This window comes from Bacillus sp. GMa5/1 (genome assembly GCF_050172015.1).
GTDB lineage: Bacteria > Bacillota > Bacilli > Bacillales > Bacillaceae_G > Bacillus_A > Bacillus_A cereus.
Window position 1 is genome coordinate 24,587 of sequence record NZ_JBNLYC010000015.1, and the last position, 18,547, is coordinate 43,133.

An 18,547-nucleotide genomic window follows, 5' to 3' on the forward strand; every position below is an offset into this window, starting at 1 on the left:
CGCCTATTTCTAAAATAGACCTTCTCCATGGAAATTTCCCCACACCATGCCATGGCAAAGCGGCCGGGTGTGTCAGCAACCTTCCACTTCATCGCAGTCAAAGACCAACATTGTCTATTATACAATGTTATTCGTCTAGATGCAAGCATCTTTTTGTTTGCATCTGCTTTTCTCTACTTTTGCTATTATACATGGCACTTTAAAGAATTTCAAGTTTTCATCTAACAGAATTCATTTTACAGTTTCTGGATTATCTTTTGTTGTTTTTATATTACTATAGAAGAAACTCGTCAAAACAAAAAAACACTCTCTTCTCCCTTATATAAACGCAAACAAAAAACCTAAGGGAAAATCCCTTAGGTTTTTTTATATCAGTTAAGATTACTCAACGATAGTAGCAACTACACCGTAACCTACTGTACGTCCACCTTCACGAATAGAGAATTTAGTTCCCTCTTCGATAGCGATTGGAGCGATAAGTTCGATAGTCATTTCGATGTTGTCACCAGGCATTACCATTTCAGTACCTTCTGGTAATTGGATGATACCAGTTACGTCAGTTGTACGGAAGTAGAACTGAGGACGGTAGTTAGCGAAGAATGGAGTGTGACGTCCACCTTCTTCTTTAGATAATACGAAAACTTCAGCTTTGAATTTAGCGTGAGCTTTTACAGAACCGCTTTTTGCAAGTACTTGTCCACGTTGGATGTCTTCACGAGCAACCCCACGAAGTAAAGCACCGATGTTGTCTCCAGCTTGAGCTTGGTCAAGAAGTTTACGGAACATCTCTACACCAGTTACAGTTGTAGAAGCATTTTCTTCAGCAAGACCGATGATTTCTACTACGTCACCAACTTTAACGATACCGCGCTCAACACGACCAGTAGCAACTGTACCACGACCTGTGATAGAGAATACGTCCTCTACAGGCATTAAGAATGGTTTGTCAGTTTCACGTTCTGGAGTTGGGATGTAAGCATCAACTTCAGCCATTAATTCAATGATTTTTGCTTCCCAATCAGCTTCTCCTTGAAGAGCTTTAAGAGCAGAACCTTTGATTACAGGAATGTCGTCGCCTGGGAATCCGTATTCAGATAATAGGTCGCGAACTTCCATTTCTACTAATTCTAATAATTCTTCGTCATCTACCATGTCGCATTTGTTTAAGAATACAACGATGTAAGGAACACCTACTTGACGAGAAAGAAGGATGTGCTCACGTGTTTGAGGCATTGGGCCATCAGCAGCAGATACTACTAAGATACCGCCGTCCATTTGAGCAGCACCAGTGATCATGTTTTTAACATAGTCAGCGTGACCTGGGCAGTCAACGTGTGCATAGTGACGAGTTTCAGTTTCGTACTCAACGTGTGCAGTTGAGATTGTGATACCGCGCTCTCTTTCTTCTGGAGCAGCATCGATTTGATCGTATCCGCGTGCTTCAGCACCACCAGCTTTTGCAAGAACTGTAGTGATCGCAGCAGTTAATGTAGTTTTACCATGGTCAACGTGGCCGATTGTACCGATGTTAACATGGGGTTTAGAACGTTCGAATTTAGCTTTAGCCATTCTAAATTCCTCCTTAGTTTATATAGGTTATTTTATATTTAGACTAGAAAGTGAAACTTACGTCCCACTTTCTAAGCTTACATAAGTAGTTATACTTGAACAATCGATAAAAATCAATTATTCACCTTTATTTTTTTTGATAATTTCTTCAGAAACAGACTTTGGTACTTCTTCATAGTGGTCAAACACCATAGAGAATGTTCCGCGTCCTTGAGTGTTAGAACGTAATGACGTTGCATAACCGAACATTTCAGAAAGTGGAACCATAGCGCGAACAACTTGTGCGTTACCGCGAGCTTCCATACCTTCTACACGTCCACGACGAGATGTTACGTCACCCATAATGTCACCCATGTACTCTTCAGGAATTACAACTTCAACTTTCATCATTGGCTCAAGAATTACTGGGCTACATTTAGAAACCGCAGCTTTAAGTGCCATAGATGCAGCGATTTTGAACGCCATCTCAGATGAATCGACATCATGGTAAGATCCGTCAACTAATGCAGCTTTAATGTCAACTAGTGGATAACCAGCTAGTACACCATTTTTAAGTGCATCTTCAAGACCTGCTCCAACAGCTGGGATGTATTCACGAGGAACTACACCACCGACGATCTTGTTTTCGAATTCGAATCCTTTACCTTCTTCGTTAGGTTCAAACTCAATCCAAACGTGACCGAATTGTCCACGACCACCAGATTGACGAGCGAACTTACCTTCAACTTTCGCAGCAGCGCGGAAAGTCTCACGGTATGCTACCTGAGGAGCACCAACGTTTGCTTCCACTTTGAATTCACGACGCATACGGTCAACGATGATATCAAGGTGAAGTTCACCCATACCAGCGATGATAGTTTGGCCAGTTTCTTGGTCAGTGTGAGCACGGAATGTTGGATCTTCTTCAGAAAGCTTAGATAATGCTGTACCCATTTTATCTTGGTCAGCTTTAGATTTTGGTTCGATAGCTACAGAGATAACTGGCTCTGGGAATTCCATAGACTCAAGGATAACAAGGCTCTTCTCGTCACAAAGAGTATCACCAGTAGTAGTATCTTTTAAACCTACAGCAGCAGCGATATCACCAGCGTAAACTGTTGAAATCTCTTCACGGCTGTTAGCGTGCATTTGTAGGATACGACCTACACGCTCACGCTTACCTTTAGTTGAGTTTTTCACGTATGATCCAGAGTTTAACACACCAGAGTACACACGGAAGAACGTTAACTTACCAACATAAGGGTCAGTCATGATTTTGAATGCTAAAGCTGCGAATGGTTCTTCATCGCTAGACTTACGTTCTACTTCTTCATCTGTATCCGGTAGAGTACCTTTAATAGCAGGTACATCTAGTGGAGATGGAAGGTAGTCGATAACTGCGTCTAACAGAATTTGAACACCTTTGTTTTTGAATGCAGAACCACAGATTACTGGGAAGAATTCTACAGAAGTTGTAGCCTTACGGATACCAGCTTTAAGCTCTTCTACAGTGATTTCTTCACCTTCTAGGTACTTCATCATCATTTCTTCATCAAGCTCAGCTACCGCTTCAATAAGTTTTCCACGGTATTCTTCAGCTAATTCTTTGTGCTCTTCAGGAATTTCAACACGTTGAATGTCTGTTCCTAAATCGTTACCGTACATGTAAGCACACTCTTCAACAAGGTCAATGATACCATTGAACTCATCTTCAGCACCGATTGGTAACTGAATTGGATGTGCGTTTGCTTGTAAACGATCGTGGATTGTTCCTACAGAGTATAAGAAATCTGCACCGATCTTATCCATTTTGTTAACGAATACGATACGAGGTACGCCGTAAGTAGTAGCCTGACGCCAAACAGTTTCTGTTTGTGGTTCTACACCAGATTGCGCATCAAGTACTGCTACAGCGCCATCAAGTACGCGTAAAGAACGTTCTACTTCTACTGTGAAATCTACGTGTCCTGGAGTATCAATGATGTTTACACGATGACCTTTCCATTGTGCTGTAGTTGCAGCAGAAGTAATTGTGATACCACGCTCTTGCTCTTGCTCCATCCAGTCCATCTGAGATGCACCTTCGTGAGTTTCACCGATTTTATGAATACGTCCTGTGTAGTACAGAATACGCTCAGTTGCTGTTGTTTTACCAGCATCGATGTGAGCCATGATACCAATATTACGAGTGTTTTCTAAAGAGAACTCTCTTGCCATTTGGTGTCTTGCTCCTTCCATATATGGATTGGATTTTTTTATTTTAAGTAGCAAAAAAGCCACTTTATATTGTTACACATGTCAGTATGTCCAGTACTCTCATTATGTAAAACGAGCGCCCGATGAAAGGGAGAGGCATTCTCCCTCTCCACACTTCCATAAGCGACAAATAAAGCGGTTTATGCTTACATTTATTTTACGTTGAATCCTACCAACGGTAATGAGCAAATGCTTTGTTAGCTTCTGCCATTTTATGAGTGTCTTCACGTTTCTTAACAGATGCACCAGCGTTGTTAGCTGCATCTAAGATTTCGTTAGCAAGACGCTCTTCCATAGTTTTTTCACCACGAAGACGAGCGTAGTTTACTAACCAACGAAGACCTAAAGTTGTACGGCGTTCTGGACGAACCTCAACTGGAACTTGGTAGTTAGCACCACCAACACGACGAGCGCGTACTTCAAGAACAGGCATGATGTTCTTAAGAGCTTGCTCGAATACTTCCATTGGCTCTTTACCAGTACGTTCGTTTACGATATCGAACGCATTATAAAGAATTGTTTGAGATTTACCTTTTTTACCGTCAACCATCATTTTGTTGATAAGGCGTGTTACTAGCTTCGAATTGTACATTGGATCTGGTAACACGTCACGTTTCGCAACAGGTCCTTTACGAGGCATATTGAGTTCCTCCTTTCATTTTAAAGTTATTATTTTTTAGCAGGTTTTGGTCTCTTAGTACCATATTTAGAACGTCCTTGCATACGTTTGTCAACACCAGCTGTGTCAAGCGCACCACGAACGATGTGGTAACGTACCCCCGGTAAATCCTTTACACGACCACCGCGAATTAATACTACGCTATGCTCTTGTAGGTTATGACCGATACCTGGGATGTAAGCTGTAACCTCGATACCGTTTGTTAAACGTACACGAGCGTATTTACGTAACGCTGAGTTAGGTTTCTTTGGAGTCATTGTACCAACACGAGTACATACACCACGTTTTTGAGGTGCAGAGATATCAGTTGATTTTTTCTTTAAAGAGTTAAAACCTTTGTTTAACGCAGGTGATTTAGATTTCCATACTTTATCAGTACGACCATTTCTCACTAATTGGTTAATAGTAGGCATTTGATTATCCTCCCTTCGCATGTTTGTATGACCACATATCCAGGTGGTTCATTATTAGTTGAAAACAAAGTTTTTGCAAGGAAGAGCAAATGCTCTCTCCTCACAAAAACAGTTTTAACTTATTATTCCTATTGCTGAAGCTCCCACTTGAATCCCCGAAGCTTTACCAAGCTTACGAACTGATTCAACTTTTGTTATGGGCACGTTATATTGCATTGCAACACGAATGATAGCATGGGTTAACCGCATGTCAGCATCCTCTGCGATGACAACTTCTTTAACTGTACCATTTTTGATTGCCTCCAATGTGCGTTTATGACCAACGACTACATTTTCAGCAGTTGATACTTTTTGATAAGACATATAAATATCCTCCAAAGCATCGTTCAGGAGCAACCTTGATTATAGTAACATTTTGACTCATACAATGTCAACTAAGATTAATTGTTTTTATACAAAATTTATGCCGGAAAATTTTACTGTTCCACATAAACCTCATCGTTTTCTACATTCATGTCATCTTGTGTTGTTTTTACAAGATCCACTTTGCGATAACGATTCATACCTGTTCCAGCAGGAACAAGTTTACCGATAATAACATTTTCTTTTAATCCTAGAAGTTCATCGCGTTTACCCTTAATTGCTGCATCAGTTAAGACACGAGTTGTTTCTTGGAACGATGCTGCAGATAAGAATGAATCTGTTTCAAGTGAAGCTTTTGTAATACCAAGTAGAACAGGTCTAGCTGTTGCTGGTTGCTTACCTTGCAGTAAGACCTTAGCATTCGCATCAGTGAACTGATGGATATCTAGTAATGTTCCTGGTAATACATCTGTTTCACCTGCATCACTTACACGAACTTTACGTAACATTTGACGTACCATTACTTCTACGTGTTTGTCACCAATTTCTACCCCTTGCATACGGTATACTTTTTGAACTTCACGTAATAAGTATTCTTGAACCGCCGTAATGTCCGTTACTTTTAGTAATTCTTTCGGATCAATAGAACCTTCAGTTAACTCTTTACCGTGGCTAATTGGCTGTCCTGGAGTTACTTTCAGACGAGCACCGTAAGGAATAGCATACGTACGAGCTTCAACTTCACCCTGTACAACTACTTCTTGGCGATCTTTAACGTCATTGATCGCTGCGATAACACCGTCGATTTCACTGATAACTGCCTGACCTTTCGGATTACGAGCTTCGAAGATCTCTTGGATACGAGGTAAACCTTGAGTGATATCATCTCCGGCAACCCCACCTGTATGGAATGTACGCATCGTTAACTGTGTACCTGGCTCACCGATAGATTGAGCTGCGATAATACCTACCGCTTCTCCTACTTCTACGTCTGTTCCAGTTGCTAAGTTACGACCGTAACACTTCTTACATACACCGTGGCGAGTGTTACACGTAAACGCTGAACGAATGTTTACAGTTTCAACACCCGAATTTTCAACGATATGAGCGATATCTTCAGTAATTAATTGATTTTCAGCAACTAATACTTCACCTGTTTCAGGATGTTTTACAGTTTTTCTTGCAAAACGTCCAACAAGACGATCATATAATGACTCGATAACTTCATTACCCTCTTTAATCGCACCGATTAATAAACCGCGATCTGTTCCACAATCATCTTCACGAACGATTACATCTTGTGCAACGTCAACAAGACGACGTGTTAAGTAACCAGAATCGGCAGTTTTAAGTGCTGTATCAGCAAGACCTTTACGCGCACCGTGCGTAGAGATGAAGTACTCAAGTACTGTTAAACCTTCACGGAAACTCGATTTGATTGGAAGTTCGATGATACGACCAGATGGATTGGCCATAAGACCACGCATACCAGCAAGCTGAGTAAAGTTAGATGCGTTACCACGGGCACCTGAGTCACTCATCATGAAGATTGGGTTGCGTTTATTCAAGGATTTCATCAGTTTTCCTTGGATAACATCTTTTGCATTACTCCAAATAGAGATAACGCGATCGTAACGTTCTTCTTCCGTGATTAAACCGCGACGGAATTGTTTAATTACATTATCTACTTTTGCTTGTGCTTCGTGGAGAATTTCATCTTTTTCGCCTAATACAAGAATGTCAGATACCCCAACTGTAATACCAGCTTTTGTAGAGTACTTGAATCCTAAGTTTTTCATACGGTCAAGCATGCGAGACGTTTCTGTAATTTGGAAACGTTTGAATACTTCCGCAATGATGTTACCAAGGATTTTCTTGCTAAATGGCGCCACTTCTTCGCGACTAGCAATAATTTCTTTAATGTTCGCACCTTTTTCAACGAAATATTTCGCTGGTGTTTCTTTTTCAAGGTTTGAATTTGTTGGTTCATTAATATAAGGGAACGACTCTGGTAAGATTTCGTTAAATATTAATTTACCAACTGTTGTTAATAGAAGCATACTCTTTTGCTCTTCAGTAAATGTTGCGTTGTTTACTGCACTTGCAGCTACTGCAACACGTGTATGAAGATGAACATATCCATTTTGATATGCAAGCAATGCTTCGTTTGCATCTTTGAAGACCATACCTTCACCGATTGCACCTTCACGCTCAAGTGTTAAGTAATAGTTACCTAATACCATATCCTGAGATGGAGTAACAACTGGTTTACCGTCTTTCGGGTTCAAGATGTTTTGTGCCGCTAACATAAGAAGACGAGCTTCAGCTTGAGCTTCTGATGATAAAGGTACGTGAACGGCCATTTGGTCACCGTCAAAGTCCGCGTTGTATGCAGTACATACAAGTGGGTGAAGACGGATTGCGCGACCTTCTACTAATGTAGGTTCAAACGCCTGGATACCAAGACGGTGAAGTGTTGGTGCGCGGTTTAGAAGTACTGGATGTTCTTTAATCACAGACTCTAAAACGTCCCAAACTTCAGGTTGTACACGCTCGATTTTACGTTTCGCACTCTTAATGTTATGTGCTAATCCTTTTTCAACTAACTCTTTCATTACGAAAGGTTTGAACAGTTCAAGCGCCATTTCTTTTGGTAATCCACATTGATACATCTTTAAGTTCGGTCCTACAACGATTACAGAACGACCAGAGTAGTCAACACGTTTACCTAATAAGTTTTGACGGAAACGTCCTTGTTTACCTTTAAGCATGTGAGATAGTGATTTTAATGGACGGTTACCTGGTCCAGTAACTGGACGGCCACGACGACCATTATCGATTAATGCGTCTACAGCTTCTTGTAACATACGTTTTTCGTTTTGAACGATGATGCTTGGTGCACCTAAGTCCAATAGACGTTTTAAACGATTGTTACGGTTAATTACACGACGGTATAAGTCGTTTAAGTCAGAAGTAGCAAAACGTCCACCGTCTAACTGTACCATTGGGCGTAGTTCTGGTGGAATTACTGGTAGAACATCTAAGATCATCCAAGACGGTTCATTTCCAGAGTTACGGAATGCTTCTAATACTTCTAGACGTTTAATAGCACGAGTACGGCGTTGTCCTTGTGCTGTTTTTAATTCTTCTTTTAAGAAGTCTACTTCTTTATCTAAATCGATGTCTTGTAGTAGCTTTTTAATTGCTTCTGCACCCATAGCAGCTTGGAATGTGCTACCATATCGATCACGATATGCACGGTATTCTTTTTCAGAAAGTAATTGCTTCTTATCAAGTGGTGTATCTCCACTTTCTGTTACAACATAAGAAGCGAAATAAATTACTTCTTCAAGCGCGCGAGGGGACATGTCTAAGACAAGTCCCATGCGGCTCGGGATACCTTTGAAATACCAAATATGAGATACAGGAGCAGCTAATTCGATATGACCCATACGTTCACGACGTACTTTTGCACGCGTTACTTCAACGCCACATCGATCACAAACTACACCTTTATAACGTACACGTTTGTATTTTCCGCAATGACATTCCCAGTCCTTTTGTGGTCCGAAAATACGCTCACAGAACAAGCCATCTTTTTCAGGCTTTAACGTACGATAGTTAATAGTTTCTGGTTTCTTAACTTCACCGTATGACCAAGAACGAATCTTGTCAGGTGAAGCAAGTCCAATCTTCATATATTCAAAGTTATTTACATCTATCAAGGGGCCTACCTCCCTTTTAGTCTACAGGTTATCCCAATTATTCCTTAGTTGTCTCAACTTCGACATTCAATTTATCTGCTGATTGATGATCATCGTCATCTTCTGTATCACGCATTTCAATTTCTGTATCGTCGCTAGACATCATTTTAACGTCCATACCTAAACTTTGCAGCTCTTTAATCAATACTTTGAATGATTCAGGAACGCCTGGTTCTGGAACATTTTCGCCTTTAACAATTGCTTCATAAGTCTTAACACGTCCAACAACATCATCAGACTTCACTGTTAAGATTTCTTGAAGAGTATAAGCAGCACCGTAAGCTTCAAGTGCCCAAACCTCCATCTCACCGAAACGCTGTCCACCGAACTGAGCTTTACCTCCAAGAGGTTGCTGCGTTACAAGTGAGTATGGTCCAGTAGAACGAGCATGAAGTTTATCGTCAACCATGTGCGCAAGTTTGATCATATACATGACACCAACAGATACGCGGTTATCGAATGGTTCACCAGTACGTCCGTCATACAGGATTGTTTTCGCGTCATTTGCCATACCAGCTTCTTCAATTGTGCCCCAAACATCTTCCTCACGAGCACCATCGAATACTGGTGTTGCAATGTGAATGCCAAGGTATCTTGCTGCCATACCAAGATGAAGCTCTAATACCTGACCGATATTCATACGAGATGGTACCCCTAATGGGTTTAACATGATATCGATTGGCGTACCGTCTGGTAAGTAAGGCATATCTTCTTCTGGTAAAATACGAGAAATAACACCTTTGTTACCGTGACGTCCGGCCATCTTGTCACCTTCAGAAATTTTACGTTTTTGAACGATATATGCACGTACAAGTTGATTCACGCCTGGTGGCAATTCATCGCCATCTTCACGGTTGAATACTTTTACGTCTAAGATAATACCGCCACCACCGTGTGGTACACGTAGTGATGTATCACGTACTTCACGCGCTTTTTCTCCAAAGATAGCATGTAATAGACGTTCTTCAGCTGTTAATTCTGTTACACCTTTAGGTGTTACTTTACCAACAAGTAAATCTCCATCTTTTACTTCAGCACCAACGCGAATGATACCGCGCTCGTCAAGGTTACGTAATGCGTCTTCCCCAACGTTTGGAATGTCACGTGTAATTTCTTCTGGTCCAAGCTTCGTATCACGAGCTTCTGATTCATATTCTTCAATATGAATAGAAGTGTACACATCATCTTTTACAAGGCGCTCACTCATGATGATCGCATCCTCGTAGTTATAACCGTCCCAAGTCATGAAGCCAACAAGCACGTTACGTCCAAGTGCTAGTTCACCTAATTCCATAGAAGGACCATCCGCAAGGATTTCACCTTTTACAACTTCATTTCCAACACTTACGATTGGACGTTGGTTGTAACAAGTTCCTTGGTTAGAACGAATGAATTTTTGCATTTTGTAGCGATCTAAGTCGCCTTTTACTGTTTGACCGTCAACTTCTACATAGCGACGTACCCAAACTTCACGTGCTTCTACGCGCTCAACAACACCAGGATGTTTACAGATTACTGCAGCACCTGAGTCTTTTGCTGATACGTACTCCATACCTGTACCTACAATCGGAGATTCCGGATTCATTAACGGAACCGCCTGACGTTGCATGTTCGCTCCCATAAGTGCGCGGTTAGAGTCATCGTTTTCTAAGAACGGAATACAAGCTGTCGCTGCCGACACTACTTGTTTTGGAGATACATCCATGTAGTCGATGCGTTCTCTATTTGTGACAATGTTTTCACCACGGAAACGAGCTACGATATCTTCACTTAGGAATTCACCTTCGTCAGATAATTTCATATTCGCTTGGGCTACAACATAATTATCTTCTTCATCTGCTGTTAAGTAATCAACATGCCCTGTTACAAGACCAGTTTCTGGGTCAACACGACGGTATGGTGTTTCAATGAAACCAAACTCATTTACTTTCGCGAACGAAGATAATGAGTTAATCAAACCGATGTTTGGTCCCTCTGGTGTTTCAATCGGACACATACGACCGTAGTGAGAGTAATGAACGTCACGCACTTCAAAGCCTGCGCGCTCACGCGTTAAACCACCAGGTCCTAATGCAGATAGTCTTCGTTTGTGAGTTAACTCTGCTAATGGGTTTGTTTGGTCCATAAACTGAGATAACTGAGAACTTCCGAAGAACTCTTTAATAGATGCAATAACAGGACGAATATTAATTAGTGCCTGTGGTGTAATCGCATTTGTATCTTGGATCGACATTCTCTCACGAACAACACGTTCCATACGAGAAAGACCGATACGGAATTGATTTTGTAATAGTTCTCCAACAGAACGCAGACGACGGTTTCCTAAATGGTCAATATCATCTGTATCCCCTACTTTGTATAGTAGGTTGAAGAAGTAACTGATAGAAGCAAGGATATCACCTGGTGTGATGTGTTTCACATCACGAGTAATGTTTGCATTACCAATTACATTAATTACGCGTTCGCCTTCCGACTCAGGAGCATAAATCTTAATAGATTGCAGCTCAACATCGCCTTCTACCACTCCACCCATTGGTTTCGCTGTTTTGAATCCAATGTTTTTCTCTAAGTAAGGTAAAATGCGATCAAGTGTACGACGATCTAAGATTGTTCCTTCTGCCGCTAAAATTTCACCAGTTTCTGGATCCACTAATGTTTCAGCTAAACGTTGATTAAACAATCTGTTTTTAATGTGTAACTTCTTGTTGATCTTATAGCGACCTACATTTGCTAAATCATAGCGCTTTGGATCGAAGAAACGAGACACAAGTAAGCTCTTAGCATTTTCTACTGTTGGTGGTTCACCAGGACGTAGACGCTCATAAATTTCAAGCAATGCTTTTTCTGTGCTATCTGTGTTGTCTTTTTCTAATGTGTTGCTTAAGTATTCGTTATCACCTAAAAGCTCGGTGATTTCTTGATCAGAGCCAAACCCTAATGCGCGTAACAAAACAGTTACAGGAAGTTTACGCGTACGGTCAATACGCACATATACAACATCCTTAGCATCTGTCTCATACTCTAACCAAGCTCCGCGGTTTGGAATTACAGTAGCAGTAAAACCACGTTTTCCGTTTTTATCCACTTTGCCACTATAGTATACGCTTGGAGAGCGAACTAACTGGGAAACGATAACACGTTCTGCACCGTTAATTACGAATGTTCCAGTCTCTGTCATGAGTGGGAAATCTCCCATGAACACATCTTGTTCTTTTACTTCACCAGTTTCCTTGTTGATTAGACGCACTTTTACACGAAGTGGTGCTGCATACGTCACATCACGCTCTTTGCATTCGTCTACAGAGTATTTAGGTTCACCTAAGCTGTAGTCGATAAATTCAAGCGATAGATTTCCCGTAAAGTCTTCAATCGGAGAAATGTCTTGGAACATTTCTCGCAAACCCTCATCAAGAAACCACTGATAAGAAGAGGTTTGAATTTCGATAAGATTTGGTAACTCTAATACTTCACTAATACGGGCATAACTTCTTCGTTGGCGGTGGCGTCCGTATTGAACTAGTTGACCTGTCAACTGCTTCACCCCTCAAATCATGAGTATTATAAATGCACAAAAAAATTTGTGCAAAATCACAAATAAATACAACTACTGCTATTAGCGTAGTCTCTTTCTCTTAAAGATAAATACGTTGAGTCTTTCTACCTGCTCAAAAAAGAAAAATGGCTTCTATAAGAAAACCATCATTCTGTTTCATAATCTGCTGATTTTACTATCTTTTCCAAGAGAAACAAAAATATACATCTTTCTCAACGCAGAAAATCATATATTGGCATTGTATAATGTTAACATAGCCAAAAATAACCGTCAACGTTTTTTTGATTTTATGATATAATATCCTTTTTTCTTTTCTACAACCTCAACTTCAGAAAATACTTCTTCTAGTTTTTTTAGCGCAGACGGTGCACCTTGTTTCTTTTGAATAACAATCCAAAGCTCTCCATCTGGAACTAAATACTCCACAGCTTTTTCTAAAATCTCATGTACGATATCTTTACCCGCACGAATTGGAGGGTTAGATAGAATAGCAGCATACTTACCATCTACATTTTCATAGACGCTACTTTGAAAAATACGTATATTCTCGATTTTGTTATTAGCGGCGTTTTCTTTCGCAAGCCCAAGTGCCCTCTCGTTCACATCCACCATGTGAACTTCACGACCTTGAAACTCTTTCGCTAACGACAAACCAATAGGACCGTATCCGCAACCTACGTCTAATATATCACCTTTAATATCTGGCATTTGAAACGCTTCAATTAAAAGACGGGAACCAAAGTCCACTTCGTTTTTCGAGAACACCCCATGGTCAGATAAGAAAGTGAATCGAGATCCACGAAGGGCAAACTCCCATCGCTTACGATCACTTTTACTAGAAGGGTCGTTAGAAAAATAATGGTCTGCCATATGGCCACCTCTTTTCTTTACAGTTAAAAAAAAAGCTCGCATGAGAGCGAGCTTTTTTTAAAGCATCAAAAGTTAATTACTTAACTTCTACAGCAGCGCCAACTTCTTCAAGTTTAGCTTTGATTTCTTCAGCTTCTTCTTTAGCAGCAGCTTCTTTAATTACTTTTGGAGTGTTGTCAACTAATTCTTTAGCTTCTTTTAAGCCAAGACCAGTGATTTCACGAACAACTTTGATAACTTTGATTTTTTGTGCACCAGCGCTAGTTAGTTCCACATCAAATTCAGTTTTCTCAGCAGCAGCTTCTCCAGCGCCACCAGCAACAGCTACAGGAGCAGCAGCAGTTACGCCGAATTCTTCCTCGATAGCTTTTACTAAGTCGTTAAGTTCTAATACAGTCATAGATTTAACTGCTTCAATGATTTGTTCTTTAGTCATTGTAAATATCCTCCCTTAAATAGGTTTGTATTGTTTTATCGATAATACGTAATTATCTTTTAAAAAATTAAGCGCCTTGCTCTTCCTTTTGGTCTGCAACTGCTTTAGTAGCAAGTGCAAGGTTACGGATTGGAGCTTGAAGAACGCTAAGAAGCATAGAAAGTAAGCCTTCACGTGATGGAAGAGTAGCGATTGCTTTAACCTCATCAAGTGTTACAAGTTTACCTTCGATTACGCCCGCTTTAATTTCTAAAGCTTCATGATCTTTAGCGAAGTCGTTTAATACTTTCGCAGGAGCAACTACATCCTCGTTACTGAACGCGATTGCGTTTGGTCCTGTTAAGAATTCATTTAACTCAGCCATTTCAGCAGATTCTGCAGCACGACGAGTTAGAGAGTTTTTGTAAACTTTGAACTCAACGCCAGCTTCACGTAATTGCTTACGTAATTCTGTTGCTTCAGAAACTGTTAAACCACGGTAGTCAACAACGATTGTAGATTTACTAGCGCGAAGTTTGTCCGCGATTTCAGTTACAACTTGTTGTTTAGTTTCGATTACTTTGCTCATGTTATTACACCTCCTGTAGATTATATAGAAGATGTACCGAAAGTGCACTAAAAACCTCCATGCCCAACTTGTAGACATGGAGGCATATAGTCACAGAAAAAAGATTCCGCTTCGTATATTAACACCTAGGTAGGAAATTAAGTCTATTGACACCTACTGTCTACGGTACACTAATTAAATTCACAACATAAATGATTATATTAAAACTTCTTTATGAAGTCAACTTCCAAAATTTACGCTAATGTAGAAACGTCTACACGTACGCCAGGTCCCATTGTAGAAGCAACTGTTACGTTCTTCATGTAAGTACCTTTTGCAGCAGCTGGCTTAACTTTTTGTAAAGTGTCAGCAATTGTTTTGAAGTTTTCTACTAATTTAGCATCTTCGAAAGATACTTTACCGATTGGAACGTGGATGTTACCAGCTTTATCAACGCGGTATTCAACTTTACCAGCTTTGATTTCGTTAACAGCTTTAGTTACATCGAAAGTAACTGTTCCAGTTTTAGGGTTTGGCATTAAACCTTTAGGTCCTAATACGCGACCAAGTTTACCAACTTCACCCATCATGTCAGGAGTTGCTACTACTACATCGAAATCGAACCAACCTTGTTGGATTTTACCGATGTAATCAGTATCGCCTACGAAGTCAGCTCCAGCAGCTTCAGCTTCTTTAGCTTTTTCACCTTTAGCAAATACTAATACACGTTGTACTTTACCAGTACCGTGTGGAAGAACAACTGCACCACGGATTTGTTGGTCAGCTTTCTTAGGGTCAACACCTAAACGGAATGCAGCTTCTACAGTTGCATCAAATTTAGCTGTGTTTGTTTTCTTTACTAATTCTACTGCTTCTGTTGCAGAGTAAGCAGCTGCACGATCAACAAGCTTTGCAGCTTCTACGTACTTTTTACCTCTTTTAGCCATTTTTATTTCCTCCTCGAATGTGGTTTTAGCGGAATAACCTCCCACGTTTACGCCTGTTTTCAGGTATAACCTGAGGATGAGCGCCATCCATTTATTTAAAAACGATAATCATTTACGATAATAAAGGTTGCGAATTGGAATTCCAGACCCGCAACCTTTTTTTAAAAACAAATCGAATTAGTCTTCGATAACGATGCCCATACTGCGTGCAGTACCTTCAACCATACGCATTGCAGCTTCTACGCTAGCAGCGTTTAGGTCAGGCATTTTAGTTTCAGCGATTTCGCGTACTTTATCACGCTTAACAGTTGCCACTTTATTACGGTTTGGTTCACCAGAACCAGACTCAATACCAGCTACTTTCTTAAGAAGAACAGCAGCAGGAGGAGTTTTAGTAATGAAAGTGAATGAACGGTCCTCAAATACCGTAATTTCAACAGGGATGATAAGACCAGCTTGATCTGCTGTACGAGCGTTAAACTCTTTACAGAAGCCCATGATGTTAACACCTGCTTGTCCTAATGCTGGACCAACTGGTGGAGCTGGGTTAGCTTTACCTGCAGGAATTTGAAGCTTTACCATTTTAATTACCTTTTTAGCCACGAGACACACCTCCTTAAGTCCGTGATGTGGTCAATTGGACAGTGATTTGCCCTCCCACGTCATATTTTATCTGTAAGGATAAAATCTTTCAAAAAACGTCTCCGATAACGAAGACGTACTGACTTAAAAGATATTATCACTTTTTACAATTCATTTCAAGTTTCATTTTATAATTTTTCAATTTGATGGAAGTCAAGTTCAACTGGAGTCTCGCGACCAAACATATCCACAAGCACGCTAACCTTTTTCTTCTCCACATCAATTTCTTCAATAGCACCTGTATAATCTGCGAATGGCCCCTCATTTACACGTACTGTCTCATGAAGTTCAAAGTCGAAATCAACCACTTCGTTGTCCATTCCCATATGTTTCATAATGGTAACAACTTCCTCTTCTAATAGAGGTGATGGTTTAGATCCAGAACCAGAAGAACCAACGAACCCAGTTACACCCGGCGTGTTACGTACAACATACCAAGAGTCATCAGTCATGATTAATTCTACTAATACATAACCTGGGAACACTTTTCTTTTCATTAATTTTTCTTTTCCGTTTTTCATTTCTACTTCTACTTCTTCCGGGACAACAACACGGAAAATTTTATCTTGCATACCCATTGATTCTACACGTTTCTCTAGGTTTGCTTTTACTTTATTTTCATATCCAGAATAAGTATGGACAACATACCAACTTTTTTCCATTCATTTAGGACGAGCGTCCTTCCCTCCCTGACGTACATTTTTTTGCGCAAATGAAAAAACCCGTTCACCGGGCTTTTACACAGTTCTTATAAATAACATTATATCATGGATAAGTGCTTCTTATTCAAGAATTAACCAAGAATTAACCGAATTAAAGAAGAAATGCCCATATCAACTACTGCGAAGAAAATCGCAAAGAACACAACTGTAGCAACAACAGTCGCTGTTGAGCGGAGTAATTCATCTTTTTTAGGCCAACTTACTTTTTTCATTTCGCGACCTACATCGCCGAAAAAGTTCGTTAAACGCATCTGCGGGACCTCCAGTGTATTATTTCAATTATTTATTTTGTTTCCTTGTGAACTGTATGCTGATTGCATGTTTTACAAAACTTTTTTATTTCAAGTCGCTCTATTGAGCTCGTATCTTTCATAGTAGAGTAGTTTCGATTTTTACACTCTTCACATGAGAGTACAACTTTTTTCCTCATTAGTTACACCAACCTTGTAACATTATGTCCCTAAAAATGTATCATACAATAAAAGATAATGTCAATGACATGCATTTTGTACTCTCTACAAAAGAAAACAGGTGATTTATTTTACACCTGCAGCACTTGTTACTTCTTATGAATTTAAAGTTGTACTTTCTCTCATTTCCATATATCGTTCCAATTTCCTCTTTACTCTTTGTAAAGCGTTATCAATAGATTTCACATGCCTGTTTAACTGTTCTGAAATCTCTTGATAAGAACGACCATCTAAATATAAAGAAAGCACTTTTCTTTCTAAATCGCTTAATAATTCAGATATTTTTGATTCTATGTCTGTATATTCTTCCTGGCTAATGATCATCTCTTCAGGATCAGTCACCTTCGCTTCAGAAATAACATCCAATAACGTTCGATCAGATTCCTCATCGTAAATCGGCTTATCTAAAGACACATACGAATTTAAAGGAATATGTTTTTGTCTTGTTGCCGTTTTAATAGCGGTAATAATTTGTCGAGTGATACATAGTTCAGCAAATGCTTTGAATGAAGACAGCTTGTCCTCTTTATAATCACGAATTGCTTTAAACAACCCTATCATACCTTCTTGAACAATGTCTTCTCGATCGGCACCCACTAAAAAGTAAGATCTTGATTTCGCACGAACAAAGTTCTTATACTTGTGAATTAAATATTCTAGAGCGTCAGTATTACCTTTTCGAACTAACTCAACGATTGCCTCATCCTCTAAATCACGAAATGTAACGTCGCCTATACTTACGAAGCCTGCTTCCACCTTGATCCCTCCGACCGCTATTTATTTAGCAATATTATACAGTAAAAAGATAAAGAGCGTCAATGCTTCAACGCTCTCCTCTTCTTAATTTTTCTAATTTTTCTGTAATATCCTTACTAAATATCTTTCGCATGGCGGGCTGCTGTTCTTTCGCGTCTTTTGTACGCCTTCTTACTTGTTGTTCCATTGCTTGTACTTCCAACTCTAATTCACGCGCAGATTTTCGAAGGGCACCTTGCGCAAATATAACCCATTGTTCTGTATAATCAGAAGTCGCAACATATATTTGTGTATTTATATTTCTAAGCTCTATCGCAAGTTGCTCTATCTTTTCGTCTGCAGTTTGATTCTTTCGTGTGAATATTACTTCTACACGAGATTGTTTCATCTTTTTTTCAATACCATGGACTGTATAGGCATCAAAGACTATCATCACTTTTGTGCCTGTATAACCTTGATAATCCGCCATCTTATCAATAAGCGCATCTCTTGATGATTGTAAATCTACATCCCGCAGTTTCTTCAAATCTCCCCAAGCTCCGATAATGTTGTAGCCGTCAACGATTAAAATATCGTTCATT

17 protein-coding genes and 1 other annotated feature are annotated in these 18,547 nt (G+C 39.9%); all 17 genes read right to left on the reverse strand.

Going from position 1 to position 18,547, the window contains the following annotated elements; genetic code table 11:
- Positions 1–381 precede the first annotated feature (381 nt).
- Positions 382–1,569, reverse strand: a complete 1,188-nt coding sequence (tuf, locus tag ACQGSG_RS06325; RefSeq protein ID WP_001029614.1) for an elongation factor Tu — start codon at positions 1,567–1,569, stop codon at positions 382–384.
- A 117-nt stretch (positions 1,570–1,686) separates the two neighbouring features.
- Entirely contained in the window at positions 1,687–3,765 is a 2,079-nt protein-coding gene (fusA, locus tag ACQGSG_RS06330; RefSeq protein WP_000090370.1) for an elongation factor G, read from the reverse strand.
- 208 nt (positions 3,766–3,973) lie between these two features.
- Complete coding sequence (rpsG, locus tag ACQGSG_RS06335; RefSeq protein ID WP_001137491.1) at positions 3,974–4,444, reverse strand: 30S ribosomal protein S7; 471 nt, start codon at positions 4,442–4,444, stop codon at positions 3,974–3,976.
- A gap of 29 nt (positions 4,445–4,473) precedes the next feature.
- On the reverse strand, positions 4,474–4,896 hold the full coding sequence (gene rpsL, locus ACQGSG_RS06340; RefSeq protein WP_001142341.1) for a 30S ribosomal protein S12: 423 nt from the start codon (positions 4,894–4,896) through the stop codon (positions 4,474–4,476).
- 114 nt (positions 4,897–5,010) lie between these two features.
- Positions 5,011–5,259, reverse strand: a complete 249-nt coding sequence (locus ACQGSG_RS06345) for a 50S ribosomal protein L7ae-like protein (RefSeq protein ID WP_000121837.1) — start codon at positions 5,257–5,259, stop codon at positions 5,011–5,013.
- Positions 5,260–5,372: 113 nt separating this feature from the next.
- The gene (rpoC, locus tag ACQGSG_RS06350; RefSeq protein ID WP_000567939.1) at positions 5,373–8,984 is read right to left on the reverse strand and encodes a DNA-directed RNA polymerase subunit beta'; all 3,612 of its coding nucleotides are present in this window, start codon (positions 8,982–8,984) and stop codon (positions 5,373–5,375) included.
- 37 nt (positions 8,985–9,021) lie between these two features.
- On the reverse strand, positions 9,022–12,555 hold the full coding sequence (gene rpoB, locus ACQGSG_RS06355; protein WP_000147553.1) for a DNA-directed RNA polymerase subunit beta: 3,534 nt from the start codon (positions 12,553–12,555) through the stop codon (positions 9,022–9,024).
- A gap of 291 nt (positions 12,556–12,846) precedes the next feature.
- Positions 12,847–13,446 carry a class I SAM-dependent methyltransferase gene (locus ACQGSG_RS06360; protein WP_000763262.1) on the reverse strand — a complete coding sequence of 200 codons (600 nt, stop codon included), beginning with the start codon at positions 13,444–13,446 and terminating at the stop codon, positions 12,847–12,849.
- Positions 13,447–13,522: 76 nt separating this feature from the next.
- Positions 13,523–13,882, reverse strand: coding sequence for a 50S ribosomal protein L7/L12 (gene rplL / locus ACQGSG_RS06365; protein WP_000159736.1), 360 nt, complete (start codon positions 13,880–13,882; stop codon positions 13,523–13,525).
- A 67-nt stretch (positions 13,883–13,949) separates the two neighbouring features.
- Positions 13,950–14,450 (reverse strand): 50S ribosomal protein L10, encoded by a 501-nt coding sequence (gene rplJ / locus ACQGSG_RS06370; protein WP_000048716.1) that lies wholly within the window; start codon positions 14,448–14,450, stop codon positions 13,950–13,952.
- Between the two features lie 39 nt (positions 14,451–14,489).
- Positions 14,490–14,634: a sequence feature (ribosomal protein L10 leader region), on the reverse strand.
- Positions 14,635–14,683: 49 nt separating this feature from the next.
- Positions 14,684–15,376 carry a 50S ribosomal protein L1 gene (rplA, locus tag ACQGSG_RS06375; protein WP_001987630.1) on the reverse strand — a complete coding sequence of 231 codons (693 nt, stop codon included), beginning with the start codon at positions 15,374–15,376 and terminating at the stop codon, positions 14,684–14,686.
- A 177-nt stretch (positions 15,377–15,553) separates the two neighbouring features.
- On the reverse strand, positions 15,554–15,979 hold the full coding sequence (rplK, locus tag ACQGSG_RS06380) for a 50S ribosomal protein L11 (protein ID WP_001085872.1): 426 nt from the start codon (positions 15,977–15,979) through the stop codon (positions 15,554–15,556).
- A 167-nt stretch (positions 15,980–16,146) separates the two neighbouring features.
- The gene (gene nusG, locus ACQGSG_RS06385; RefSeq protein ID WP_000415794.1) at positions 16,147–16,680 is read right to left on the reverse strand and encodes a transcription termination/antitermination protein NusG; all 534 of its coding nucleotides are present in this window, start codon (positions 16,678–16,680) and stop codon (positions 16,147–16,149) included.
- 131 nt (positions 16,681–16,811) lie between these two features.
- Positions 16,812–16,991, reverse strand: a complete 180-nt coding sequence (secE, locus tag ACQGSG_RS06390; protein ID WP_001241323.1) for a preprotein translocase subunit SecE — start codon at positions 16,989–16,991, stop codon at positions 16,812–16,814.
- A gap of 32 nt (positions 16,992–17,023) precedes the next feature.
- Positions 17,024–17,170 carry a 50S ribosomal protein L33 gene (gene rpmG, locus ACQGSG_RS06395; protein ID WP_014481927.1) on the reverse strand — a complete coding sequence of 49 codons (147 nt, stop codon included), beginning with the start codon at positions 17,168–17,170 and terminating at the stop codon, positions 17,024–17,026.
- A gap of 136 nt (positions 17,171–17,306) precedes the next feature.
- Positions 17,307–17,966: an RNA polymerase sporulation sigma factor SigH gene (locus ACQGSG_RS06400; RefSeq protein WP_000387193.1), complete on the reverse strand. Its 660-nt coding sequence runs from the start codon at positions 17,964–17,966 to the stop codon at positions 17,307–17,309.
- Between the two features lie 67 nt (positions 17,967–18,033).
- Positions 18,034–18,546 carry an NYN domain-containing protein gene (locus ACQGSG_RS06405; RefSeq protein ID WP_000997880.1) on the reverse strand — a complete coding sequence of 171 codons (513 nt, stop codon included), beginning with the start codon at positions 18,544–18,546 and terminating at the stop codon, positions 18,034–18,036.
- Between the last annotated feature and the right edge of the window lies 1 nt (position 18,547).